The sequence below is a fragment of the Blastococcus capsensis genome (genome assembly GCF_030165005.1).
GTDB classification, from domain to species: domain Bacteria; phylum Actinomycetota; class Actinomycetes; order Mycobacteriales; family Geodermatophilaceae; genus Blastococcus; species Blastococcus capsensis.
In genome coordinates this window covers 15,210-38,050 of the sequence record NZ_JASNNW010000021.1, presented here as the reverse complement: position 1 = coordinate 38,050, position 22,841 = coordinate 15,210, and the positions used below count along the sequence as shown (strand labels likewise).

Annotated in this window: 20 protein-coding genes and 1 pseudogene; 5 read left to right on the top strand and 16 right to left on the bottom strand. The window is 73.6% G+C overall.

Translation table 11 applies throughout. The annotated features are described in order from the left end of the window. Window positions 1–160: 160 nt before the first annotated feature. The 8 genes from QOZ86_RS16485 to QOZ86_RS16450 form a co-directional block, all read right to left on the bottom strand. Window positions 161–505 carry a hypothetical protein gene (locus QOZ86_RS16485; protein ID WP_284493059.1) on the bottom strand — a complete coding sequence of 115 codons (345 nt, stop codon included), beginning with the start codon at window positions 503–505 and terminating at the stop codon, window positions 161–163. A 288-nt stretch (window positions 506–793) separates the two neighbouring features. Further along, on the bottom strand, window positions 794–1,261 hold the full coding sequence (locus QOZ86_RS16480) for a hypothetical protein (RefSeq protein WP_284493058.1): 468 nt from the start codon (window positions 1,259–1,261) through the stop codon (window positions 794–796). Further along, complete coding sequence (locus tag QOZ86_RS16475) at window positions 1,258–1,734, bottom strand: TadE family protein (protein ID WP_284493057.1); 477 nt, start codon at window positions 1,732–1,734, stop codon at window positions 1,258–1,260. The genes QOZ86_RS16480 and QOZ86_RS16475 overlap by 4 nt, the downstream gene beginning before the upstream one ends. Continuing rightward, window positions 1,727–1,936, bottom strand: a complete 210-nt coding sequence (locus QOZ86_RS16470; protein WP_284493056.1) for a hypothetical protein — start codon at window positions 1,934–1,936, stop codon at window positions 1,727–1,729. The genes QOZ86_RS16475 and QOZ86_RS16470 overlap by 8 nt, the downstream gene beginning before the upstream one ends. A gap of 30 nt (window positions 1,937–1,966) precedes the next feature. Then, window positions 1,967–2,908, bottom strand: coding sequence for a type II secretion system F family protein (locus QOZ86_RS16465; RefSeq protein ID WP_284493055.1), 942 nt, complete (start codon window positions 2,906–2,908; stop codon window positions 1,967–1,969). Between the two features lie 13 nt (window positions 2,909–2,921). After that, window positions 2,922–3,785, bottom strand: coding sequence for a type II secretion system F family protein (locus QOZ86_RS16460; RefSeq protein WP_284493054.1), 864 nt, complete (start codon window positions 3,783–3,785; stop codon window positions 2,922–2,924). Then, window positions 3,782–5,002 carry a TadA family conjugal transfer-associated ATPase gene (locus tag QOZ86_RS16455; RefSeq protein WP_284493053.1) on the bottom strand — a complete coding sequence of 407 codons (1,221 nt, stop codon included), beginning with the start codon at window positions 5,000–5,002 and terminating at the stop codon, window positions 3,782–3,784. Before QOZ86_RS16455 ends, QOZ86_RS16460 begins: the two co-directional genes overlap by 4 nt. A gap of 770 nt (window positions 5,003–5,772) precedes the next feature. Further along, complete coding sequence (locus QOZ86_RS16450) at window positions 5,773–6,501, bottom strand: hypothetical protein (protein ID WP_284493052.1); 729 nt, start codon at window positions 6,499–6,501, stop codon at window positions 5,773–5,775. A 98-nt stretch (window positions 6,502–6,599) separates the two neighbouring features. On the opposite strand from QOZ86_RS16450, the pseudogene QOZ86_RS16445 reads away from it, so the two are divergent. From QOZ86_RS16445 to QOZ86_RS16435, 3 genes and pseudogenes are all read left to right on the top strand, one after another. Continuing rightward, window positions 6,600–7,486: pseudogene (locus tag QOZ86_RS16445) on the top strand (IS5 family transposase). Between the two features lie 12 nt (window positions 7,487–7,498). Next, entirely contained in the window at window positions 7,499–7,888 is a 390-nt protein-coding gene (locus QOZ86_RS16440; protein WP_284493051.1) for a hypothetical protein, read from the top strand. Next, on the top strand, window positions 7,881–8,216 hold the full coding sequence (locus tag QOZ86_RS16435; protein WP_284493050.1) for a hypothetical protein: 336 nt from the start codon (window positions 7,881–7,883) through the stop codon (window positions 8,214–8,216). The genes QOZ86_RS16440 and QOZ86_RS16435 overlap by 8 nt, the downstream gene beginning before the upstream one ends. A gap of 119 nt (window positions 8,217–8,335) precedes the next feature. Here the strand turns inward: QOZ86_RS16435 and QOZ86_RS16430 are convergent, their stop codons facing one another. The 3 genes from QOZ86_RS16430 to QOZ86_RS16420 all read right to left on the bottom strand — a co-directional run bounded on the left by QOZ86_RS16430 (window position 8,336) and on the right by QOZ86_RS16420 (window position 12,760). After that, the gene (locus QOZ86_RS16430) at window positions 8,336–10,150 is read right to left on the bottom strand and encodes an SLC13 family permease (protein WP_284493049.1); all 1,815 of its coding nucleotides are present in this window, start codon (window positions 10,148–10,150) and stop codon (window positions 8,336–8,338) included. A gap of 490 nt (window positions 10,151–10,640) precedes the next feature. Continuing rightward, window positions 10,641–11,477, bottom strand: coding sequence for an alpha/beta hydrolase (locus QOZ86_RS16425; RefSeq protein WP_284493048.1), 837 nt, complete (start codon window positions 11,475–11,477; stop codon window positions 10,641–10,643). A gap of 32 nt (window positions 11,478–11,509) precedes the next feature. Further along, on the bottom strand, window positions 11,510–12,760 hold the full coding sequence (locus QOZ86_RS16420; RefSeq protein ID WP_284493047.1) for an MFS transporter: 1,251 nt from the start codon (window positions 12,758–12,760) through the stop codon (window positions 11,510–11,512). A 131-nt stretch (window positions 12,761–12,891) separates the two neighbouring features. On the opposite strand from QOZ86_RS16420, the gene QOZ86_RS16415 reads away from it, so the two are divergent. After that, window positions 12,892–13,029, top strand: a complete 138-nt coding sequence (locus QOZ86_RS16415; protein WP_284493046.1) for a hypothetical protein — start codon at window positions 12,892–12,894, stop codon at window positions 13,027–13,029. Window positions 13,030–13,088: 59 nt separating this feature from the next. On the opposite strand, the gene QOZ86_RS16410 is transcribed toward QOZ86_RS16415, so the two are convergent. The 3 genes from QOZ86_RS16410 to QOZ86_RS16400 all read right to left on the bottom strand — a co-directional run bounded on the left by QOZ86_RS16410 (window position 13,089) and on the right by QOZ86_RS16400 (window position 16,552). Next, window positions 13,089–14,537 (bottom strand): alpha/beta hydrolase, encoded by a 1,449-nt coding sequence (locus tag QOZ86_RS16410; protein ID WP_284493045.1) that lies wholly within the window; start codon window positions 14,535–14,537, stop codon window positions 13,089–13,091. A 162-nt stretch (window positions 14,538–14,699) separates the two neighbouring features. Further along, window positions 14,700–16,238 (bottom strand): acetolactate synthase large subunit, encoded by a 1,539-nt coding sequence (locus tag QOZ86_RS16405; RefSeq protein ID WP_284493044.1) that lies wholly within the window; start codon window positions 16,236–16,238, stop codon window positions 14,700–14,702. Next, window positions 16,235–16,552: an EthD family reductase gene (locus QOZ86_RS16400; protein ID WP_284493043.1), complete on the bottom strand. Its 318-nt coding sequence runs from the start codon at window positions 16,550–16,552 to the stop codon at window positions 16,235–16,237. The genes QOZ86_RS16405 and QOZ86_RS16400 overlap by 4 nt, the downstream gene beginning before the upstream one ends. 226 nt (window positions 16,553–16,778) lie before the next feature. Between QOZ86_RS16400 and QOZ86_RS16395 the strand changes: the two genes are divergently transcribed. Beyond that, entirely contained in the window at window positions 16,779–17,075 is a 297-nt protein-coding gene (locus QOZ86_RS16395; protein WP_284493042.1) for a WXG100 family type VII secretion target, read from the top strand. Between the two features lie 81 nt (window positions 17,076–17,156). Here the strand turns inward: QOZ86_RS16395 and QOZ86_RS16390 are convergent, their stop codons facing one another. After that, window positions 17,157–21,524 (bottom strand): FtsK/SpoIIIE domain-containing protein, encoded by a 4,368-nt coding sequence (locus tag QOZ86_RS16390; RefSeq protein ID WP_284493041.1) that lies wholly within the window; start codon window positions 21,522–21,524, stop codon window positions 17,157–17,159. Window positions 21,525–21,708: 184 nt separating this feature from the next. Beyond that, the gene (locus QOZ86_RS16385) at window positions 21,709–22,644 is read right to left on the bottom strand and encodes an NADP-dependent oxidoreductase (RefSeq protein ID WP_284493040.1); all 936 of its coding nucleotides are present in this window, start codon (window positions 22,642–22,644) and stop codon (window positions 21,709–21,711) included. Between the last annotated feature and the right edge of the window lie 197 nt (window positions 22,645–22,841).

Sequence of the window (22,841 nt, the reverse complement as noted above, 5' to 3'; positions counted from 1 at the left end):
GGCCCGCACGATCGGTGAGGCACTGATCGCGCGGCCGACGAGATCGGGAGCAACATACGCACCTGACGCCACAACGCACTGAGCTTTCGGCCGACCGCAATCGGCCGGGCTCTCTGGGTTGTCCGCGCCTTTACCGCGGCTCCTAGTTTCTGGAGGAACGTCAGGCAGGGCGGAAGATGAACTGCCCCTGCACGAAGCCGTTCACAGCGGTCGCCCCGATGCCTCCTACTCCCGCGAGGGTCCCCCCGCTCTGCGGAACGAAGACGTAGCCGCTTTGCTCCAGGCGCCACCCCGCGCTCTCAATGGTGTCGATCGCCTCGCCTACGGCCAGGTTCGGGGAAGCCATTCGACCGCCGAAGCCTGCGACGTCGCCCTTCGATGAGCCGACACTGACAGTGCAGAAGTAGACCGGCAGGCCGGTACGACGCGCCTCGGTCGCCTCTTCTAGTAGCGCTGCGCGTGCCTCCTCGCCCCTTCGCTCGGCGCGCTTGTCTCCACCAAACATCGATGCCCTTCCGACTCCCAGCGAGCCGCCAGCATGGGCGCCCCGGACCGTGCTGCCTCGGACGACGCTAGGCGACTTGCGCGAACGAACGGCGCTCGGCCGGCGGCACGCCATCCCTCGGCACGGGCGCGGCAGACCTGGCACGCCTCCCGCGCGGCCTCGTCGACGTCCCGGTCAGGCCACCACGCTTCCGGGTCGCCGGACTCGCATGGCCTTGGTGCCGCCGGATCAGCTTCCCGACCGGTCATCGTGAAGCTTGGACACCTCGTGACAGTGATGTGAGCTGCTTCAGCCGTCGACGTAGCGGTCCCGCTCGACGACGAACTGGCCGGTGGCGGTGTTGGTGTCGATCAACTCCGGCAGCAGCGGGATGCGCACCGTGACGGTGACGCAGACGGAGAACTCCTCCCCCGGCGCCAGCGTCGGCGAGTAGCTGCCCGCCGTGTCGCAGCCCGCGCCGGCGGGCGCGTAGGCCAGCCGCAGATCGGTGGCCTCGACCGACTGGTCCTCCACCGCCAGCTGCGCCGCCCGCAGCGCCCGCTCGTGCCCGGTTCCCGGGTCCGGGGCGATCCCCATCGCCCGGCCGGCCTCGCGGGCCGCGGCTTGCGAGGCGAACACCCCGCGCTGCACCGCCGAGAACCCGGCCACGATGTAGACCAGCGGCACGAACACCACCAGCGCGATGAACACGAACTCCACCAGCGCCGAGCCGCGCTCACCGGCGACCATGCCCAGCCGGCGGCGCAGCCAGCTCACGCCGCCTCCTTCATCGCCCGCCCGGTTGCCTCCAACGGCAGCAGGTTGCCCAGCACCGCGAGCAGCGAGGGCACCGATCCCGAGCAGCGGACCACCACCAGCGTCGCGCCGCTGGGGTCGGCCTCCTCCGCGGAGGTGCAGGCCAGCCCCTCCGCCGTCTGCACCGACGTCGCCCGCGCGACGATCTCCACCGTGCGGCCGGCACCGGCGGACGAGGCGACGTCGGCATTGGCCGCGTACCGCGCCCCCTCCTGCGCGCTGGCGGTGACCACGTTGCGCACGTGCACGTAGACCGCAACCTGCAGCACCGCCAGCAGCAGCGTCACGATGAGCATCGAGACCAGCACGAAGTCGACGACGGCGCTGCCCCGTTCGCCGTCGTCTCCCTTGGTGAGCTGCTGGAACGGCCTTGCTGCAGGGTCCCGCCGCGAGCGTGCGAGCGGTGGGGGGCAGCGAGGTCCTTCATCAGCCACCGGCGCCGGTGACGGAGTTCAGCGCGTTCTGCACGGCCGTGACGATGGCCGTCTGGAACACGGCCAGGATCGCCAGCACGAGGGCCGCCGTCATCACCGTCACCATGACCCAGCCGGGGACGTCGCCCCGCTCGGGGTCCTCGCCGGCCATGCGGTCCGACAGCGCGGACAGGGCGGCGAACAGGTACGCGAATGCGCGCATGGAGTGGTCCTTCCTACTTGCGCTCGCCGCTCACTGCGAGAGCGAGACGATGCTGATCAGCCCCGGGAACAGGGCGAAGAGAACGGTGACCGGGAGCACCAGGAAGACGACCGGGATCATCATCGCGATCTCCTTGCGGCCGCCGGCCTCGAGCAGCCGGCGCTTCCCGGCCTCCCGGACGTCGGCGGCCTGCGAGCGCAGCACCTCGGCCAGCGGCGTGCCGCGTTCGATGGCGACCAGCAGCCCGTCGATGAACCGGGCGAGCGGGTCGAGCGAGGTCTGGTCGGCGACCTGCTGCAGGGCATCGACCAGCGGAACGCCGGCCCGTGCGCGGCCGAGCGCGGCGCCGAGTTCGCGGGCCAGCTCGCCGCCGGAGAGCCGGGTGACCCGGGCGATGGCCGCGGTCGGGCTCTCCCCGGCGGTCACGGCGAGGGCGAGCAGCTCGGCGACGACCGGGAACTCGGCGAGCAGCAGCTCCTCCCGCCGGGTCACCTGCTGGGTGAGCCACCAGTCGCGGCCGAGTACGCCACCGAGGGCGCCGGCCAGGCAGAACAGCCCGGCCGACAGCACGTTGACGCTGCCGGCCGCCACGGAGCCGAAGGTCGCCGCCAGGGCCGTACCGAGCAGCCCGAGGCCACCCCACACGACCTGCTCGATGCGGAAGTCCTCGACGGTCATGGCGCCACCGAGGGCGTCCAGGCGCCGGCGCACCGCGGCGCGCCCGCCGAGCAGCCGGTCCACCATCCGGGCGCCGTTGCCGATCGAGGGTCCGGCGATCCGGCGGACCGCCGTCAGCAGGCCGGCCTCGGTGGCCGTGCCCAGCAACCGGGACGGCGGTGGGGTGTCATGCACGTACGGCACCAGCCGGTCGACCAGCCGCACCGAGCGGAACGGCGGCGCGTAGGCGAGCACCAGGAGCAGGCCGGTCGCCGCGACCAGCCCGAGCACCATGCCGAGCACGTCCGGGGTCACGAGCGCACCCCGCTCACTGGAGCACCCGGACGTCCTCGGGCAGCCGCCCGATCCGCAGCATCAGCCGGTAGGCGACCAGGCAGACCGCGCCCCCGCCGAGCAGGATCGCCGTCCCCAGCGCCGAGTCGTAGGCGGCGAGCGTCGTCGACTGGGTGGCGAGCAGCAGCAGCACGACCCACGGCGCGGCGACGGCCAGCCGCGCGGCCTGCACCACCCAGCCCTGCCGGGTCTCCAGCTCCGCGCGGGCGCGGGCGTCCTCGCGCAGGAACGTCGAGAGGGTCCGGAGCACCCGGCCCAGATCGCTGCCGCCCACCTCGCGGGCCACCCGCAGGGTCTCCACGATCCGGTCGCCCACCGGATCGGCGAGGTCGTCCTTGAGCCGGTCGAGCGAGGTGCCGAACCGGCCGCTGGAGCGGTACTCGGCGGCGAACCGGGCGAACGGTGGGCGCAGCACCTCGGGGCCGCGGGTGGACAGCGTCGACAGCGCCTCCGGCAGCGACAGCCCGGCCCGGACGGCGGACGCCAGGTTGTCCACCACCTCGGGCCACACCTCGCGGAGGTCTGCCCGGCGCTTGCCGGCGAGCCGGCGCACCTGCACGTCCGGCAGCAGGAAACCGAACAGGCCGAACACCAGGCTGACCGTGACGGTGGCGGTGGCGAGCAGGACGACGACGGTGGCCAGCAACCCGAGCCCGATCTGCAGCGCCAGCAGCTGGGCGCCGTTGATGCCGGGAAGCCCCGCCGCGGCGAGCACCTGCTCGCGTCGCCCCGGCCGGCGCGGGTCGGTCCGCGGCCTCGGGGCACGGGAACCGCTGCGCCAGATCAGCAGCAGGCCGACCCCGAGGACCAAGCCGAGCAGGGCACCGGACTCCGTCATGCCAGTAGACCGGCGAGGTCGAACCCGGCGGCGGCGAACCGCTCGGCGTGCGGCGGGTAGCCGTCGGCCCGCACCAGCCGGCCGTCGCGGCTGGTGAACACGTCGGCGGTCTCGATGACGCCGTCCTCGGCCCTGCCGGGCAACGCGACGATCTCGCGCACCCGCCGCCGCCCGTCGGGGTCGGTGCCGGCGTGCACCACCAGGTCCACGCTCGAGGCGACGGTGGGGACGACGAACGACGTGCCGATGTTCTCCCCGGCCAGCAGCGGCAGGGTGCACATCTTCACCACGGCCTCGCGGGCGCTGTTGGCGTGCAGCGTGCACATGCCCGGCAGCCCGGAGTTGAGCGCGATCAGCAGGTCCAGGCACTCCTCCTGCCGCACCTCGCCCACCACGATGCGGGAGGGACGCATGCGCAGCGCCTCCTTCACCAGCCGGCGCAGCGGGATCTCCCCGGCGCCTTCGAGGTTGGGCTGGCGGGTCTGCATGGAGACGACGTCGGGAAGCGGCACCCGGAGCTCGAAGACCTCTTCGCAGGTGATCACCCGTTCCCGGGCGGGCACCGCGGCGCAGAGGCAGTTCAGCAGCGTCGTCTTCCCTGCCTGGGTGCCGCCGGAGACGAGGATGTTCAGCCCGGAGGCGACGGCGGCCTCCAGGAAGCGCGCCGCCGGGGCGGTGATCGTGCCCAGCGCCACGAGCTCGTCGAGCGAGTGCGCCTGCAGCACGAACTTGCGGATGTTGACGGCCATGTGGCGGCGGGTGATGTCCGGGATGACCACGTGCAGCCGGGACCCGTCGGGCATCATCGCGTCGACGAACGGCGTCGACATGTCGATGCGTCGACCCGAGGTGCGCAGCATCCGCTCGACCAGGTCGGCCAGTTCACCGGGCGCCAGGATCGTCGTGGTCAGCTCGCTGCGGCCACGGCGGGCGATGAACACCCGGCCCGGCTCGTTGACCCAGATCTCCTCGATCTCGGGGTCGTCCAGGTAGCGCTGCAGCGGGCCGAAGCCGGCCACCCGGTCCAGCACGTCACGGACGACGGATTCGACGTCGCCGATCGGCGGCAGCGCGGAGGTCAGCGACCGCTCGGAGTAGTCGGCGACGACGTCGCGGACCAGCAGCCGGACCGGGCCGGGATCGGTGAACGGATCGAGCCCCCGTCGCCGGATGAGTTCGCGGACCTCGCCGTCCACGACGTCCAGAGCAGTCGGCACGCCCATCCCCCGTCGAGCCCAGCCAGCAGTCGAATCGCTGGGGACTGTAAGAAAACGAATCAGTCCGTAGGGGTGACGTCAGTCGATCTGTGGACAGGGACGAGCACTGAGAGGTACGAGAGCACCCGGTCGGGTGAAGACGGCGTCCGCTCGAGTTTCGCGACGCGTCGCCGCGGCACTGAAGAAGCACGGGTCGGCATTCAGCCTCAGCGGACACCGGACTCGGTCGTGCCCCGGCGCCCAGCAGGGCCAGCAGGTCGAAGCCGGCAGCGGCGAACCGCTCGGCGTGCGGCGGGAAGCCGTCGGCCCGCACCAGCCGGCCGTCGCGGCTGGCGAACACGTCGGCGGTCTCGATGACGCCGTCCTCGGCCCGGCCGGGCAGCGCGACGATCTCGCGCACCCGCCGCCGCCCGTCGGCGTCGGTGCCCACGTGCACCACCAGGTCCACGCTCGAGGCGACGGTGGGGACGACGAACGACGTGCCGATGTTCTCCCCGGCCAGCAGCGGCAGGGGGCACATCTTCACCACGGCCTCGCGGGCGCTGTTGGCGTGCAACGTGCACATGCCCGGCAGCCCCCATATGTGGCGTGGCACTTCAGGTGCGCGCGAGTGTCAGGAGTGGCCGATACATCGTCGGGTCACCGCGCAGGACGGAGAACCCTTGCAGCACCACTTGGCGCAGTCGTTCTGGGGGCTACCCCTGCCCTGCGTCATCACCGAGGGCCGGACGTCCAGCGTTTCGGCACCGAGCCAGCGCGACGACGGTGATTCAGCGCTCGCCGCTCTCCGTGCTGGTCTCGTCGGGCTCAGCTAGCAGGAACAGGCACCGGCGACCGAGGTCGGTGGCCACCCACACGGCCGGCCCCACGCCGCCGGGATATGGGACCCCTCCAGAGTCCTTCAGCAGGCCGCGACCGCCAAGGACCGCGAGCAGGCCGTCCACAACGTCGCCGAGGTTGGGGAGTGCAGCTGCCACCGCTGTCGCTTCCCACCCCGTGGCCCTGTCGATTCCGGCACGGAGAAGCTCTGCCGGAGGACCGGGCTGCTCATATAGCAACTGCAGGACCGCGACGTGCGGGGCCTCGATGTCAGCGAGCGCGGTAGCGAGGACCATCGCCTCGCTCACGTCACCGTCCTGGCTCAGCCCCTCCCCGAGAACTCGCCCGAGGGCGCGAATCTTCTCCTCGAGTGGAGTGCGGACCGCGGCCTCTAGGATTCGTCCGAGTAGCTCCACCCGCTCGTCGTCAGCGGTAGTGCGCTCCTCGAGGATGTCCAATCCGCCAAGCACCTCGGCGGCGACGGCCAGCATGCGGCCGGCGCGCTCCTGCCGGTGACGACGAACCACTCCGACGAACCGGTCGACAACGAGGACACCGATGGAAGCAAGACCACCGGCGGCCGTGCCAGCCGCTCCACCCCCGGCGGCGATGTCTGCGAGCGTCCCGGTGGAGGCGGCTGCGATCGCCAGCCCCAACCGATCGGCCGGCTCCTTCTCCATGGCCTCACCGTCCCGTAATGCGCTCTTGATAGCAACGGCACGGCAGGGGCGTGTCCTGTAAAGGGTTTGGTGGGTGTTGCGCCGAGGCTGGGCCGATGGTGGGTCGAGGTGAGCTGACCGATACGGCGTGGGCTCGGATCGAGCCTCTGCTGCCCGCGCAGATGACAGCGGGGCGCCCTGGCGAGATCACCGGCAGGTGATCAATGGGATCTTGTGGAAGTTGCGGACCGGAGCGCGTGGCGAGACCTTCCCGAGCGGTACGGGCCGTGGAAGACCTGCCACGAGCGGCTGCGGGTGTGGACCTTCGATGGGACGTGGGAGAAGGTGCTGTCCGCCGCCCAGGTCAAGGACGACTCGGTCGGAGCGGTCGAGTGGATCGTGTCGATCGACTCGACGGTCTCCCGGGCTCACCAGCACGCCGCCGGAGCCCGGAAAAGGGGGCTCCCGATCGGCCCGAGTAGGCGCGATCGAGGTCGATGGTGAAGGGATCGGACGCTCACACGGCGGACTGACCAGCAAGGTCCACCTGGCCGTCGATGGCCGCGGTCTGCCGATGAGTGTGATCGTCACCCCGGGCCAGGCCGGGGACAACCCGCAGCTGATGCCGCTGCTGGAGGCGATCGACGTGCCGCGCGCCGGCCGCGGCCGGCCTCGGAAACGACCCGAGGCGGTGCTGGCCGACAAGGCCTCCGCCCACCCCTCGACCCGGCGTGCGCTGCGGGAGAAGGGCATCCGGTTCATCTGTCCGGAGAAGAGTGACTCCCGGGCCCGCCGGAAGGCCTTGGGCAGCCGGGGCGGACGTCCGCCGTCCTTCAACGCCGAGCAGTACAAGAACCGCAACGTCGTTGAGCGCTGTTTCAACCGGCTCAAGCAGTTCCGGGACCTGGCCACCCGCTACGCCAAACGCGCCGCCTACTGGCGCAGCGAACTGATCATCGCCGCCGCCATCCTGTGGCTCCGCGAACCCTTACAGGACAGGCCCTAGGTCCTCCTCGAGGTGATCGACCAGGCGGAGCAGTGGCGCCCGGACGCCGCGGTCGTCGGCTGGGCCGCCGGCTGCACCTGCGGCTGGCGCGGCACCCCCTGGACCCGCATACCGCCGGGGCTGGCCGACCCGGCGGCGCGGCGACTCGCCGTCACAGGCCCGTGGGCCGATCTGGAGGCCGCCGACGAGAACCGGGTGACACAGGACTGGCGCCGCCACATCGCCGGATGGCAAGCCCTCGAGGACGTCGAGGCGGCCGCCGCCCGGCACGCCGTCGCTGCCCGCGCGCTGGACCAGGCGGTGCGCGCCGCACTCGCGGCCGGGGCCTCGTGGGCCGACATCGGCCGGGTCACCGGCATGACCGGCCGGTCGGCCACCGCGCGGTGGTCCGCCCGTGACTGAGCAGCCGACCGGCCACCGCGGAGGGAGCGAAGGAACCGCGGCGGGGCAGCGCACCGTGCTCGTCGTCGACCTCGACGGCGAGCCGCTGGCGCCGCTGCGCGCCCTGGAAGAGATCCCGCTGTGCCTGGGCACGTGGGAGGACGACGACCGGCGGGATCCGAACACCGACACCGACACCGAGCCGCTGCGGTTGCCGGCGTCGCTGGCCGGTCGGGTCGCCCTCGCCGCCGTGCAGCGCCTGCTCACCGTCCTGGCCCCACCCAGTCCCGGGGACCCGGGGGCGGCCGGCTGCTCGGCCCGGACGGCCGCTACGAGCACGCACCGCTGACCGCGCTCACCCTGCCCGCCGCCGACATCGACCTCCTCTCCGCAACCGCCGCCGCCCTCGGCCACCCCGGACTGGACCCCGACATCGCCGAGCTGTCGACGCCCACGCCGAGCAGCTCGCTAGAACTCGATGCCGAGGAAGAGCCCGCCCAGGAAGTACACGGTCGCCGTGACGAGCACGACGCCGATCACGTTGAGCACCGCGCCGGCCCGGATCATCTGGCCGATGGTCACGTAGCCCGAGCCGAAGACGATCGCGTTGGGCGGGGTGGCGACGGGGAGCATGAAGGCGCAGGTGGCCGCTAGCGCCGCGGGCACCAGGAGGGCCAGCGGGCCGAGGTCGAGCCCGAGCGCCACGCCCCCGAGGACGGGCAGGAACGCGGCGGCGGTCGCGGTGTTGCTCGTGACCTCGGTCAGCAGGATGACGACGAGCGCGACCGAGAAGACCAGCAGCACCACCGGGAGCGCGCCGAGCTGACCGACCTGGTTGCCGATGTAGGCGTCCAGGCCGCTGGCCTGCACCGCGGCGGCCAGGCTCAGCCCGCCGCCGAACAGCAGCAGCACACCCCAAGGCAACTGCTGCGCGGTGTGCCAGTCCAGAGCCGGAACGCGGCGGCCGGCGGCCGGGAGGAGGAAGAGGAGCACGGCCGCGGCGATCGCGATCGTCGCGTCGTCGAGGTTGGCCACGAACGGCAGCACGCCGGTCAGGGCCTCCCAGCCGCTGAGCGGCTGCCGGAACACCCACAGCAGAGCCGTCGCCACGAACACCGCCAGGACGGTCCACTCCCCCTGCGACATCCGGCCCAGCTTGTCCAACTCATCCTGGATGACGCGGCGGCCACCCGGGATCTCCTTCAGCCCGGAGCGGAAAACCAGCCGGGTCAGCACCAGCCAGGCCAGGACCAGGAAGACCACGGCAAGCGGCAGCCCCATGGCCATCCACTGCCCGAAGCCGAGGTCGATGTCGTAGTTCTGCCGGACGAAGGCGGCGAGGATGAGGTTCGGCGGTGTCCCGATGAGCGTCGCGAGCGAGCCGATGCTCGCCGCGTAGGCGATGCCGAGCATGAGCGCGACGGCGAAGTTGCGCGTGTCGGCGTCGCGGATCAGCTCGGTGACCGCCGGCCCGCCGGCGCCCGGGGCGTCGTCCGAGCCGGCCGGCTGCTCCGCGTTCCCGGCCGCCTGCGATCCCGCCACCGCCTCCACCGCACCCCGGTCGCCCCTCTCCGCGGCTACCCGGTCGAGGACGAGCAGGAGTACGGACAGCCCGATGGGCAGCATGAGCACGGTCGTGGCCGTGTTGGACACCCACATGCTGAGGAACGCCGTCGCGAGCATGAAGCCGCCGACGAGCCGGCGCGGCTTGGTCCCGACGGCGCGGACGGTGAGCAGTGCGATCCGCCGGTGCAGGTTCCACTTCTGCATCGACAGGGCGATCATGAAACCGCCCATGAACAGGAAGATGTTCGGGTTGGCGTAAGGCGCGGTGGCCTCTCCGACCGTGAGCACCCCGAGCAGCGGGAAGGCCACGATCGGCACCAGCGCCGTCGCCGGCAGGGGCAGTGCCTCCGTCACCCACCACACGGCCACGAGCACGCCCACGGCTGCCGTCGTGCGGCCGGGGGTGCCCAGCTCATCGTCCATCGCGAGCAGGAAGTAGACGATGAGGGCCAGCACCGGACCGGCGACCAGGCCGACCCACTGCCGGCGGGGCGGCACCGGGGTCTCGCTGACGTTGGGCTGCTCGGTGTCGACCGCGCCCGGGTCGCCGGGCGCCGACGGCGCCGTCCGGTCCGGGCCGGCGGCGTCCCCACCTTTCGCGCTCCGCGCTCCCCCGGCGGACGACGGGCCGCTGTAGGGCTGGCGCCGGTCGGTCAGCCCGCTCGCCGGTGCAGAACGGCCCTCGTCCAGCGACGACGGCTCCTCGGCTCTCGACATGCCCACCCCCGGATCGCGCCCCGGCCCGTCCCGGTCCGGGGATACCACCCACCCAGCTCACACCCATCCGGCCCGGCGCGCCTCTCCTAGCCGCACGCGCGGCTCCTCCGGCGTCGGTCGGGTCAGAGCGCTAGCGGCCACCGCAGGACCGAGCCCACCGAGCTGAGGATGGGTTGCCATCCCGAAGGGACGCGCACTGCCCTGCGGCGGCGCGCTACGTCCGGCACGCTTGGCCGCCCGATGGGGAGCGGCGTCCACGCCGCCTGGAGATCCATCGATGACGACCATCGTCTGATCCTGGTCCGCACAGAGTCCGCAGATGGTCCGCAGGCCGCGGCCAGCCGGAGATGGTCCTCGAACACCTCACGGGTCGACCGTCCCGCCGGATCAGGCATCTGTTCGTCCCTCGGACGTCGTCAGCACGCGCCGTACCCGTGCCCCGGATGCCGCGCCCCGGATGCCGCACCCCGGCGCCGCGACGCCCACCCGGTCACGGCCGGGACCAGTCGGTGGTGTGCTCGGCCAGGTCGAGGACGGCGTCGACGAGGGCGGCCCCGTTCAGCAGCGCCGCGTCGTTGTGGCCGGCGCCGGGCACCTCGACCAGCCGGTGCAGCCGCCGGGCCGCCTCGGCCACGGCCCGGCTCTGCGCCGGAGGCACGATCGAGTCGGCGGTGCCGAGCACCACCGTCGTCGGCACGTCCACGCCGGCGATCTGCTCGGCCAGCGGGTAGTGGTCCCACAGCAGCGCCCGCACCGGCAGCAGCGGGTAGTGCTCCGCGGCGACCGACGCCAGGTCGACGAACGGCGACCGCAGCACCAGCCCGGCCGGCGGATGCTCGGTGGCCAGTTCGGTGACCACCGCGGCGCCCAGGCTCTCGCCGAAGTAGAGCAGCCGGTCCGCCGGCACCCCGGCGTCGTCGAGGAGGAACGTCCGCGCCGCGCGGACGTCGCGCGCCAGTCCCTCCTCGGTCGGGCTGCCGGGGTTGCCGCCGTAGCCGCGGTAGTCGAACAGCAGGACGCCGAGCCCGGCGTCGGCAAGCGCCTCACCCAGCGGCGCACGCATGCCGCGGTGCCCGCCGTTGCCGTTGGCGACCAGCACCGTGGCCGCGTCCCGAGCGGGAGCGGGCACGTACCAGCCGCCCAGATCGAGCCCGTCGGAGGTGTGCAGGACGACGTCGCGGCCACCCGGGAGGAGGTCGCCGGCGCTGCTCACCGGGCCGGGGTCGGGCAGGTAGATCAGGCTGCGCTGGAACCCCCAGAGCAGACCGACCAGGAGGGCGAGCAGCAGCACCACCGCCCCGGCGCCCAGCAGAAGCGACCGGACCACGCGTCCGATGATGACCGCCCCTCCCCACCGCGTCATCGCCCCGGTGCGGAACGCCGGAGCACCGACGGACGGCACACCGCGGCGACGCCCAGCACCATCACCGCCGTCGTCAGCAGGGCGGCGCCCACCGAGACGAGGTCGGTGAGCGCGCCGTTGAGCGCGGCGGCCAGCGGCCGGGACCCGACGAAGCCGACCAGCCACAGCGCCATGATGCGGCCGATGAACTCGCGCGGGACGCGGTCGTAGAGCAACGTCGTGAGACTGTTCATGGCCAGCGTCAGGCCGACGCCGCCCACGACGAAGGCGACGACGGCGGCGGGCACGTTCCAGCTCAGCGCCAGCCCCACCGCCGACAACCCCAGCAGCACCAGACCGCTGGTGGCCAGCCGCGCGTGGTCGAGGTAACGGGTCAGCGCCGCCTGGACGAAGAAGCCCAGGAACGCCCCGACGCCGAACGCAGAAGCCAGCAGCCCGACCAGTCCTGGACCGCCACCGAGGGCGTCGGCCAGCGACGGCCCCAGCGTCACCGCCGGGTCGGCACCGACGCCCACCGCGGTGACACCGAGCAGCAGGACACCCACCACCGGGTCGGTACGCAGATACCGGACCCCGGCGATGACCGACAGCCGCGGGCCCGGAGCGACGGCACCGCCCGGCGTCCGGAGCCGGAACACCGCCAGCAGGAAGACGACGTGGCCGACGGCCGCGAGCAGGAAGGCGACGCCGTAGCCGGCGGTGGCTGCCACCACGCCACCCACGGCCGGCCCCACGGCACGGCCCACGGAGAAGGTCAGGTTGTCCAGCGCGACGGCCCGGGCCACCTCGCCCTCCCGCACCAGCGACGGGAGCAGCGCCTGCATCGCCGGTCCGCCGACGGAGAACCCGATGCCGACGACGAGCGCGGTGACCATCACCACCCACGGCGGCACGTCGGACACGTCGGGCGTCAGCAGCACCCAGCCGGCCAGCGCCGCGGCACCCAGGGTGCACAACGTGCGTCCGAGCAGGATCTGCCGGCGCGGGCTGCCCCGGTCGGCCATCGCCCCGCTCATCGGGGTCAGCACCAGCTGCGGCACGAACTGGGCGAAGCTCACCAGACCGACGAGGAAGGCCGACGACGTGAGCTGCCAGACCAGCGCGGCGCTGGCGATGTTCTGGATCCAGATGCCGACGTTCGCCAGCAACTTGCCGGCCCAGTAGGGCCCGAAGACGGGGTCGGTGACCAACCGCCGCGACGGCCGGGGCGCGCCGGGTCCGGGATGCTGCTCCGCTCCGTCTTCCACTGCCACGCAATCTAGGCAGCGCCGTCGGAGGCCGGTCACCCGGGCCGGTCGGACGGCCACCGGCGGGCCCCGGGCAGGCGTAGCGTGCGCCGCACGGAGCCGTCCAGGCTCCCGATGAGGGAGCGCGCACCATGGGTGACAAGTCCCCGCGACAGTCGATGACCAAGAAGGCCAGCGGCAAGTCGATCAAGGAGAAGCGGATCGACCGCAAGGCCAAGGTCGACACGACGTCCCAGATGGAGAACCTGACCCACGGCAAGAAGCACTGACATCAGAGGGCCCTCCCTCCCGGTGGGGAAGGAGGGCCCTCTGTCTGGCGAGCGCTCGGTCAGTCGGCCTCGCCCAGCTTCGAGCAGTCGTCGTAGAAGCCGCGCGTACCGCCGGCTCCGGTCGAGGTGAACTCGCAGCCGTAGCTGGGAGCGGCGACCACGTCAGCGTCGAGCACCGAGGCACCCTCGGGCTCCACCCCGTCCTCCACCCACTCCACGAGGTCGAGGAACTGGTCGGCAGCCTCCGCGGGGGTGAACTCGCAGTGACCGGCGGCCCGGATGGCTCGCTGCACCAGGAGGTCCTCGTTGCCCTGCGCCAGCACGTCAGCGGCGTAGTACTGCTCCATCGAGAACGGGACGTAGTAGTCGCCGAGGTTGTGGATGGACAGCACCGGCACGTCGATGTCGCCGGTGATGTCCGGGACGTACGCCGACGGGCCGCTGCGCCGGGCCTGGTGCGCCGGGGCGACGCGCTCCACCGCCTCGTCGAGGGTCGTGCCGTTCTCGAACGTGTAGTCGACCGGGTAGTCGGTGTCGACGTTCGACCAGACCGGCCCCGGGGCCACTCCGTCCAGGCCGCCCGGGTCTGTGGTCACGACGCCGTAGACGAAGTTCTGCCCCTCCCAGTAGCCGAACGCCTCGTCGTCCCCGGGGCGCTCGCCGCCGGAGATCGCCGTGATCAGGTCGCGGAAGACCTCGCCCTTCTCAGTGAGGCCCGAATACTCCGGGCTCTTCGTCGTGGGGGTTCCCAGCGCAGCCTTGATCTCCGGCACGACCTGGCCAAAGTACTCCGCCTGGTTCGGCAGCGGATAGCCGTCCACCCCGGCCAGCGCCTGCGCCAGCAGGTTGTAGTCGAGGAAGAAGTCGTAGAGCTCGCGGTCACCCATCACGCCGCACATCGGCGCGGCGCCGGCCCACTCGACGCCCCGGTTGCGCTCGATCAGCTCGCCGATCACGTGGCCGCCCATCGAGACGCCCTGCAGGTAGCGCTGGTCGGCCTTGCCCACCTCCCGGTCGAAGAGTTCGGCGAGCTGCTCGGTGGACCGCACGCCGGCCTCGATGTCGTACCGGTTCGCGCTGTAGGACGACGCGGCCCAGGCGTACCCGTTTTCGATGTAGGTCTGGCGCAGGTCGTAGCTCGGGTCGCTGACGTAGAGCGTCGTCCCCGTGCCGCGGTAGCCGTGCTCCCAGAAGACGACGTCACCGCTCCAGTCCAGCGGCACCTCGATGCGGTAGGCCGCCCCCTGGTGGATCCCGTAGAGGACCTTGCTGATCGCGTTGCCGTCCTCGTCGGTCAGCGGCACGAACTCCTGCCCCGCGGTCTCGCCGCGGTAGTCGAACTTCGGGTCGGCGATCGTCCAGTCCTTCTTGAACAGCGGCTCCCGCGGGGACTCCTGGACCGGCTGCCAGTTCGGGTTCGCCGCCTCGTGGCCGGCTGCCTCGCCAGGCGGCTGGACGGACGACGGTGGACCTGCCAGGGCCGGCCCGCCGGCGACGAACGCACCCATCCCCACTCCTGCGGCGACAGCGAGGGGGACCAACCGGTTGCGGTGCAGGGACAAGACGCGACTCCTTCGTCGTGGCTGTGGTGCTCCTCACAGCGAGGTGACTCCTGTGTACCTCACGTGAGCAAGCGGCCACTGCCCGGGGTGTCCCTCCCGGACGCCGCCTCAGCGCAGGACTGCGTCGATCAGGTGCGGCCCCGGCTCGGCCAGCGCCGCCCGCAGCTGGTCGGCGAGCTCTTCGGCCGTCATCGCCCGGGTCGCCGGCACGCCCATCCCCTGGGCCAGGGCGACGAAGTCCAGCCCCGGCCCGCTGATGTCCAGGAGCTTGGCCGCCTTCTCGCCGTCGCCGGCCGCGCCCACGCGGGACAGCTCGTGCTGGAGGATCGCGTAGGAGCCGTTGTCGCAGATGATCGTGGTGATGTCGGCCTGCTCGCGGGCGTAGCTCCACAGCGCCGAGATCGTGTACATGGCGCTGCCGTCGGCCTGGATGCCCAGGACCGGCCGGTCGGGGCAGGCCACCGCCGCGCCCAGCGCCATCGGTAGCCCGTCACCGATCGCGCCGCCGGTCAGCGCCAGCCAGTCGTGCCGGGGCGCCCCCGAGGTCAGCTCCATGATCCCCACGCCGGAGGTGATCGCCTCGTCGACCACGATCGCGCGCTCGGGCAGCAGCGCACCGATGACCGCCGACATCGCCCGCGGCGTCAGCGGTCCCGTGGGCAGCTCGGGGCGGGACGCCTCGAGCAGCTGCGGCTCCGCGCCCGGGGCCGCCAGGTCGGCCAGGGCCCGCAGCGCCGCGACGCCGTCCTCCCCCGGCTCGCTGAGCACGTGCACGGTGCAGTCCTCGGGCACCGGGTGGCCGGGGACCCCGGGGTAGCCGAAGAAGTGCACCGGCGCCGTGGCGCCGGCGAGCACCAGGTGCCTGGTCCCGGCCAGAGCCTTCATCGCGACCTCGGGCGGGTAGGGCAGCCGGGCGACGTCGGGCAGCCCGGCGCCCCGGGCCGCGCGCGCCGGGAAGGTCTCGGTCATCAGCCGGACGCCGGTGCCTGCGGCGATCTGACCGGCCGCCAGCAGACCGTCCTCGCCGACGGCGTTCCCACCGAGGAAGAGCACGGTCGGCTCCCCGCCGGCCAGGACGGCCGCGACCTCCTCGACCACCGACGGCGCCACGCGCGGAGCCGGTCGCACCGGCCGGGGATCGGCGACGGCGGCGCCGTCCTCCCACGACACGTCCGCCGGGAGGATCAGCGTCGCGATGCCCCCGCCGGAGACCGCGGCCACCGCGTCGACGGCGTCCGCGGCCACGTCGGCCGGGGACAAGGAGCGGCGCACCCAGGCGGAGAAGGTGCCGGCCACGGCGTCGATGTCGGATTCCAGCGGAGCGTCCAGGCGCTTGTGCGAACGGGCGTGGTCGCCCACCACGTTCACCATCGGGGCCCGCCCGCGGCGGGCGTTGTGCAGGTTGGCCAGCCCGTTGCCCATGCCCGGCCCCAGGTGCAGCAGGGTGGCGGCGGGCCGGCCGGCCATGCGCGCGTAGCCGTCGGCAGCACCGGTCGCGACGCCCTCGAAGAGGGTCAGCACGCCGCGCATCTCCGGCACGTCGTCCAGCGCGGCGACGAAGTGCATCTCGGAGGTGCCGGGGTTGGCGAAGCAGACGTCCACACCCGCGTCGACGAGGGTGCGGATCAGTGCCTGGGCGCCGTTCACGCCGGGCTCGCCGTCTGGACGTCGAAGTGCACGAACGAGACCCCACCGGTGGCGAAGTTGGCGAGGTCGGCGCCGGCCGCCCGCCCCTCCGGGGACGTCAGCGCCTGCCCCATGGCCTCCTCGGAGTCGAAGTCGAGCTCCGCGACGAGGTAGGGCGCCGGCTGGGCCGGGTCCATGGCCTTGCCGTGCCCGAAGGTCAGCCGGACGAGCCCGGGCTGCTCGAGCGCCAGCGGGGTGTGGGTCTCCCGGTAGTAGGCATCGAACGCCGCGGGGTCCTCGGGCGTCCCGTAGCTGACCACCAGCCTGTGCACCATCGCGCCGTACCTCCGGATCCGCCGGACTCCGCTGCCCGGAGCCTCAGCTGCACCCAATCAGGTACCCCGTGACCGCCGCGACCCCAGACCTCCCGCCCCCACCCCGGGGCTCTGTCCACAGGCCAACGGAGAGCGGGCCCACGGCGTCCCTCCCGCCGTTACCGTCCCGATGACCCGCTGCTCCCCGGTGCGGTGTCCGCGACCGGGCCGTCCCGATTGGATCCTCATGGCGAACGTGAACGTCACCTACCAGCAGATGGAAGACGCCGCCGGCCGGCTGATGAACGGGCGCGCCGAGATCGACGGCATGCTCGGCCAGCTGAAGAGCCTCGTCGACCAGCTCGTCTCCGACGGGTACGTCACCGACAGCTCCAGCCGCAGTTTCCAGGCGTCCTACGACGAGTTCGACACCGGCGCGAAGAACATGATCGGCGGGCTGGACGGCATGGCCCAGTACCTGAACACGGCCGCCGCCACCTTCCGCGACGCCGACACCCAGCTGGCCGGCGCCCTCGGTCGCTGACCACCTCCCCCGCTCGAACGACAGGCCGCCTCGCCGCGCGAGGCGGCCTCCGTCGCGTCGGGCCCCGTCGCGCCCGGCGGATCAGCCGACCGGTGGGCTCGGTACGGCGACGGTGCGCAGCGCGCCGTCCCCGAGGTGCAGCAGGGCCCGCCCCGGCTGCACCGGCCCACCCACGGCGCTGCGCGGCACCCGCAGGCCGATCAGGTCGCCGTCGGTGCTGCCCTGTGGGGACAGCAGCACACCCTGCCGCGCCTTCTTCGCGTCCACCTGCCAGCCGGACAGGCCGGTGCAGATGCTGTCGGCGTTCCCGGCCAGCACCAGGCTGCGTCCCGGGCCGGCGTAGCCCTTCACGACCCCGCGGAACACCTCCGAGGCGGGGCAGTCGCGCAGCACGTCGCCGTCGTCCAGGAGCAGCACCAGCGGCCGGCCGGGATCGGCGGTGAGCAGCTCCGTCCAGCGGTCGGCCGGGGTGGACACCTCCTCGACCACCGCGAGCACCCCCGGGCGGCCCGCGAACGCCCGCAGCGGTGACGCCTTCGGTGCGCAGACGACGATCGACGTGCCCTGCCGCAGCAGCGACTCGGCCATCCCTGCGAGGACCGTGCTCCTGCCCGAGCGCGCCGGCCCGGCGACGACGAAGGCAGGACCGCGCTGGACCAGGTCCGGGCCAACGGCCACCAGCTCGTCGCCGCCGACGCCGACCAGCGCGAAGCCGGCACCTGCGTCGGCCGGCCGCATCTCCCAGGCCGTCTCGAAGGTGATGCGCGAGGGCAGCACGTCGACCCGGAAGGGCCGGGCCGACCGCGGCACCAGCGCATCGCGCACGTGTGCCGCCTTGGCGATCTCCGCGATCGCGGCCGCCTGCCCCTGGCCCGAGTCGTCGCCGGCCAGCAGCGCCACCTGGGTCTCGACGGCGCCGTCGACGGTGATCCCCCGCCCCGGCGGCAGCAGACCGGGCACCTGCTTGCCGGGAACCCCGACGAGCGGGTAGTCCCCCCGGTCGGCCAGGCGCAGAACCAGCTTGTTGTCGGTCAGCGACGACAGCCGGGCGGTGCCCAACGACCGGTCGCCGGTCATCACCACGGAGATCCCGACCGAGGCACCTTCCCGGACGATCGCCATGAGGATGTCGGTGAGCCGCCCGCCGTCGACCTCGCCGAGCGTCGGGGTGAACCCCTCCCAGCGGTCCAGCAGCAGCAGCACGTGCGGCAGCCGCTGCTGCGCCGGCGCCGACCGCCGCTGCTCGGTGATGTCGGCGAACCCGCCCTCGGCCAGCACCTGCTGCCTGCGCTCCATCTCCCGCTTCAGCCGGTCGAGGAGCCGCACCGCCCGCTCGGTCTGAGCGCGGGGAACGACCGCACCGCACTGCGGCAGGTCGGCGAGCGGGAGCAGCGCGCCGTTGCCGCAGTCGATCGCGTACAGGTGGACGTCGCTGGTCGCGCAGTGCACCCCGACCGCGCCGGCCAGCGTGCGGAGCAGCTGCGACCGGCCGCTCTTCGGCGAGCCGATGACCAGCAGGTGCCCGTCGGTGGCCGGGTCGAAGGCGGCCACCCGCCGCTCCTGGAGCGCGGGCAGGTCCTGCAGGCCGTACGGCAGGCGGGCCACGCCGGCGGCGGGGGCATCGAGATCGCCCACCAGCACGCGCGTGGGCAGCGCCTCGAGCCACGGGCTGCGCTGCGCCGGCACGTCCTCGGCCACCGACGCGCCGCGCACCGCCTCCACCAGCACCGACAGGTCGGTGACCTCGACGTCGGACCGGCGGGCCGCCGTCGCGGGCCTCTGTGGAGGCCCATAGCCCACCTGGTGCCAGCCCAGCGGGACGACGAACGGAACCGCCGCCGCCACCGCGCCCTGCCCGGGGCGGCGCCCACCGATGCGGCCGGCCTGGAACGGCACCAGCGCGCCGTGCCCGAGCCGGGCGAAGCCACGACCGGGCGCGGACTTGGGGATGCGGGCGGCGTCCGGGGCGTCGAGCACGTCGCTGCTGTCCGCGCCGTCGGTGACCCGCAGCGAGATGCGCAGGTTGGTGTTGGCGCGGATCTCCGGTGAGACGACCCCGCTGGGCCGCTGGGTGGCCAGGATCAGGTGGATGCCCAGCGACCGGCCGCGCTGGGCGATGTTCACCAGGCCGGCGACGAAGTCGGGCAGCTCGCGGGCCATCGAGGCGAACTCGTCGATGACGATGAGCAGCCGGGGCAGCGGCGGACGTCCGGGCTCGCGCGCCTGCAGCTCGAGATAGTCGTCGATGTCCTTCACGCCGGCGCGCGCCAGCCGGTGCTCGCGGTACCTCAGTTCCGCACCGAGCGAGGTGAGCGCCCGCTCCACGAGGTGGGCGTCGAGGTCGGTGACCATGCCGACGGTGTGCGGCAGGTGAACGCAGTCCTTGAACGCGCTGCCGCCCTTGTAGTCGACGAGCACGAAGTTGAGCGCGTCCGGCCGGTTGGCCACCGCGAGCGAGGCGATCATCGTCTGCAGCAGCTCCGACTTGCCGGCTCCGGTGGTGCCGGCAACCAGCCCGTGCGGGCCGTCGGTGCGCAGGTCGAGGACGAACGGCCCGTGCAGCCCCGAGCCGACCACCAGCCGGGTCGTCCGCCCCTCCAGCTGCCAGCGCGCGCGGATCCCGTCGACCGTCGGCGGCTCCAGGCCGAGGACGTCGAGCAGCCGCACGCCGTCGGGCAGGACGGCGTCGTCGTCCTCCTGGCTGACGTCGCGGAGCGGCGCCAGCGCCCGGGCCGCCGCCTCGGCCAGCTCCGCACCCACCGGCTCGGCGAGCACGCCCGGGACGGGGTCGTGGCCGCTGCGCCGCACCAGCAGCTGGTTCTCCTCGACTGCGTCGAACACCGCCGTCGCGGTGGCCGCCTCCGGCAGGAACCGCTCCTCCTCGTCGGCGCACACGGCGTAGACCCCGACCGCCGGGCCGTCCTGCAGCACCTGGGCCAGGCCCGGGGTGGCGCGCAGCGGCCGGAAGCCGTGGGCGACGAGCACGTGCGCGGGGAACGACTCCGGCTGGATCCGGCCACCGCCCGACGCCGCGGCGTTCCGGCGGGCCTTGATCAGCGCGGTCAGCTCGGCCACCCGCGCGGTCACCGTCTCGGAGTCGTTGCCCACGAAGGCGACCGGGCCCTCGCCGTCGGCCGGTCGGGTGTGCGGCAGCCAGCGCACCCAGTTCCAGTCCGCCTGTCGCCGGGGGGCCAGCAGGGTCAGTGCGAGGTCGCGGGGTGGGTGGTGCACGGCCAGCTGCAGGACGACCCAGCGCAGCAGACCGGCCAGCGGCTCGGCCGGCCCGGCGAGCCCCACGACACCGGCTCCGCGCAACGGGACGACGACCGGGACCGCCCGCACGGTGCGCTGCTCCGGCGGCTCGTCGCGGCCGGACCGGTCGGCGACCACGACCTGGGCGGGCAGATCGGCGGCGCCCAGGCGCAGGTCGAGGGCGTCGGGGTCGGTGCGGCGCCGCTCCCACAACCGCCGGCCGGGAAGGACGGCGGTGAGCAGCGCGGTGGCCGGGTCGGGATGGGCGGCGCGGCGGCGGGCGGTCTCCTCGGCCACGGCCGTCTCGATCCGCTGCAGCGCCCGGGCGAGCTCCTGCTCGTACTCCTCCCGGGCCCGGCGCTCCTCGCGGGCGCTGTGCCGGCGGTCGGCCACGGTGTTGCCGATCATCAGCACCGGGCTGGCTACGGCGAACACGAGGTACAGCGGCGAGCGCAGCACGAGCGCCAGCACGATGCCGATGACCAGCGGCGCCAGGATCATCACCAGCGGGAACCGGCGGGGCTCCCTGCTCTTCGGCTCCTGCGGCAGCTGGACGCGCACCTCCCGGTTGGACGGCAGCAGCCGCGGCGCCCGGACGAACGCCCGGGTGCCGGGGCCGGCCGGCTCGATCGCGGCATCCGGGGCGGGAGCCGGGCCGACGACCAGCTGGGTGTCGCCCAGCTGCACGATCTGCCCCGGTGCCACCGCGACGCCGCCGTCCTCGGGTACCGGCTCGCCCTCCAGGAACGTGCCGTTGGCCGAGCCGAGGTCGCGCACCGAGGCGCCGTCGGCCCCGACCCGCAGCAGGGCGTGCCGCCGGGACATCGAACGGTCGGCGAAGCCGAACCCGCTGCTGCGGCCGAGCTCGTGGTCCCCCATCGGCAGGTCGGCGACCAGGCCGCTGCTGGGACCGCTGAGCACCCGCAACTGCCAGCCACGGGTCGGCGCACCGGCCGGCGCGGCAACCGCCGCCGCCGCCGACGACAGGTGCACCACCGCGCCGTCGACCAGCGGGCTCTCCCCCACCGGCTGGTCGTCGTCCAGCCGGCGGCCGGCGAGCCAGATCCCCTCGGCCGGCGAGCCGGTGACCCGGGCCAGCTCCGCCGTCACCCGGCTGAGCGGGAGGTCGTCGTCCACGTCGACGGCGACGTCGAGCAACGCGCCGTCGTCGTGCCCGACGCTCAGCTGGACGCGCACCGCACTCCCTCCCGACCGTCCCCACCCGGTGGCCGCCCGGAGGCTCCGGGGGCGGCCCCGGCCGTCGCGGTACGCCGGGCTGACGTCGCGAGACCGTAGACGGACGCGTCCGTTCCGGTCCATCGGCGCCTGTGGAAACCCCCGGTAGCGGGTCACCCGCACGGGCGGGGCGGAGATCGGGTGGTCAGAAGGTGAGGACCAGCCGTCCCCGGACCCCGCCGGCCTCCAGGGCCCGGTGGGCGTCGGCCGCCTGCGCTGCGGGGAACGCCCGGGCCACCCGCAGGGTCACGGCGCCGTCCTCCACCTGCTGGCGGAGCCGGTCGAGCGCCGCGCGGTCGGTGGCGACCTTCCGCACCAGCGTCGGGAACACCCGCAGGTCGCGCTCGCCGTTCCCGCGGTAGCCGCGCACCGTGGCCACCGCGCCCCCGTCCCGGACGGCGGGCAGCACCAGCTCGTCCTGCACCGAGCCGTCGGCCAGCCCGTCCACGCCCTCCGGGTGGTGCTCCCGGATCCGGTCGGCGACGTCGTCGCCCCGCCGCACGACGACGTCGGCCCCCAGGCCGCGGACCAGTTCCTCGTCGGCCTCCGAGGCGTCGGCGACGACGGTCAGCCCGTCGGCCTCGGCCAGCTGGACCACGTAGCCGCCGAACGCCCCGGCCGCGCCGGTCACCGCGAGCACCTGCCCGGGCCGCAGGCCCATGAGGTCCAGGGCCAGCCGCGCGGTGAGCCCGTTCATCGGCAGCGTCGACGCCTCGACGGCGGTGGCCCCGCGCGGGACCCGGACCACGGAGTCACCCGGCAGGACCTTGTCCTCGCGGTAGCCGCCGAACGGGCCGAAGGGGACGACGATGCCCATGGCGAGGTCGCCGACCGCGAGGTGGTCGACCCCCTCGCCGACCTCGCTGACCACGCCGGCGACGTCCATGCCCGGAACCCACGGCGGGGTCTTCACCGGATCCCGGTCGGCGTAGGCGCCGGAGCGGGCGTGGGTGTCGGTGGGGCTGACGGCGGCAGCCTGCACGCGCAGCCGCACCTGGCCCGGGCCGAGCGGCTCCGGCTCCACGTCGACGACGTGCAGGGCCTCGGGCCCACCGAACTCGGTCACTCCCACGGCACGCATGCGCCCTGCCTAGCACGGGCGCTCCCGCCCCACCGCCCGGTGCGGCCCGGAACCGCCCCGCCGGCTGACGGCGGCCGCTACGCGCTGGCCGAGCGCCGGCTGGCGGTGGCCGCCGCCGAGAGCGACCTCACCGACCGCGCGGAACGGAACACCCGGGCCGTGCTGACCGGGCTGGCCCGGTCCTTCGGCGTCGACCG

Excerpts from the sequence above, each read along its gene's own strand:
- QOZ86_RS16385 (WP_284493040.1), bottom strand. The coding sequence starts at position 22,644 with ATGCGTGCCGTGGGAGTGACCGAGTTCGGTGGGCCCGAGGCCCTGCAC.
- QOZ86_RS16485 (WP_284493059.1), bottom strand. The coding sequence starts at position 505 with ATGTTTGGTGGAGACAAGCGCGCCGAGCGAAGGGGCGAGGAGGCACGC.
- QOZ86_RS16410 (WP_284493045.1), bottom strand. The coding sequence starts at position 14,537 with ATGGGTGCGTTCGTCGCCGGCGGGCCGGCCCTGGCAGGTCCACCGTCG.
- QOZ86_RS16470 (WP_284493056.1), bottom strand. The coding sequence starts at position 1,936 with ATGCGCGCATTCGCGTACCTGTTCGCCGCCCTGTCCGCGCTGTCGGAC.
- QOZ86_RS16395 (WP_284493042.1), top strand. The coding sequence starts at position 16,779 with ATGGCGAACGTGAACGTCACCTACCAGCAGATGGAAGACGCCGCCGGC.
- QOZ86_RS16430 (WP_284493049.1), bottom strand. The coding sequence starts at position 10,150 with ATGTCGAGAGCCGAGGAGCCGTCGTCGCTGGACGAGGGCCGTTCTGCA.
- QOZ86_RS16460 (WP_284493054.1), bottom strand. The coding sequence starts at position 3,785 with ATGACGGAGTCCGGTGCCCTGCTCGGCTTGGTCCTCGGGGTCGGCCTG.
- QOZ86_RS16415 (WP_284493046.1), top strand. The coding sequence starts at position 12,892 with ATGGGTGACAAGTCCCCGCGACAGTCGATGACCAAGAAGGCCAGCGGC.
- QOZ86_RS16400 (WP_284493043.1), bottom strand. The coding sequence starts at position 16,552 with ATGGTGCACAGGCTGGTGGTCAGCTACGGGACGCCCGAGGACCCCGCG.
- QOZ86_RS16450 (WP_284493052.1), bottom strand. The coding sequence starts at position 6,501 with ATGGAGAAGGAGCCGGCCGATCGGTTGGGGCTGGCGATCGCAGCCGCC.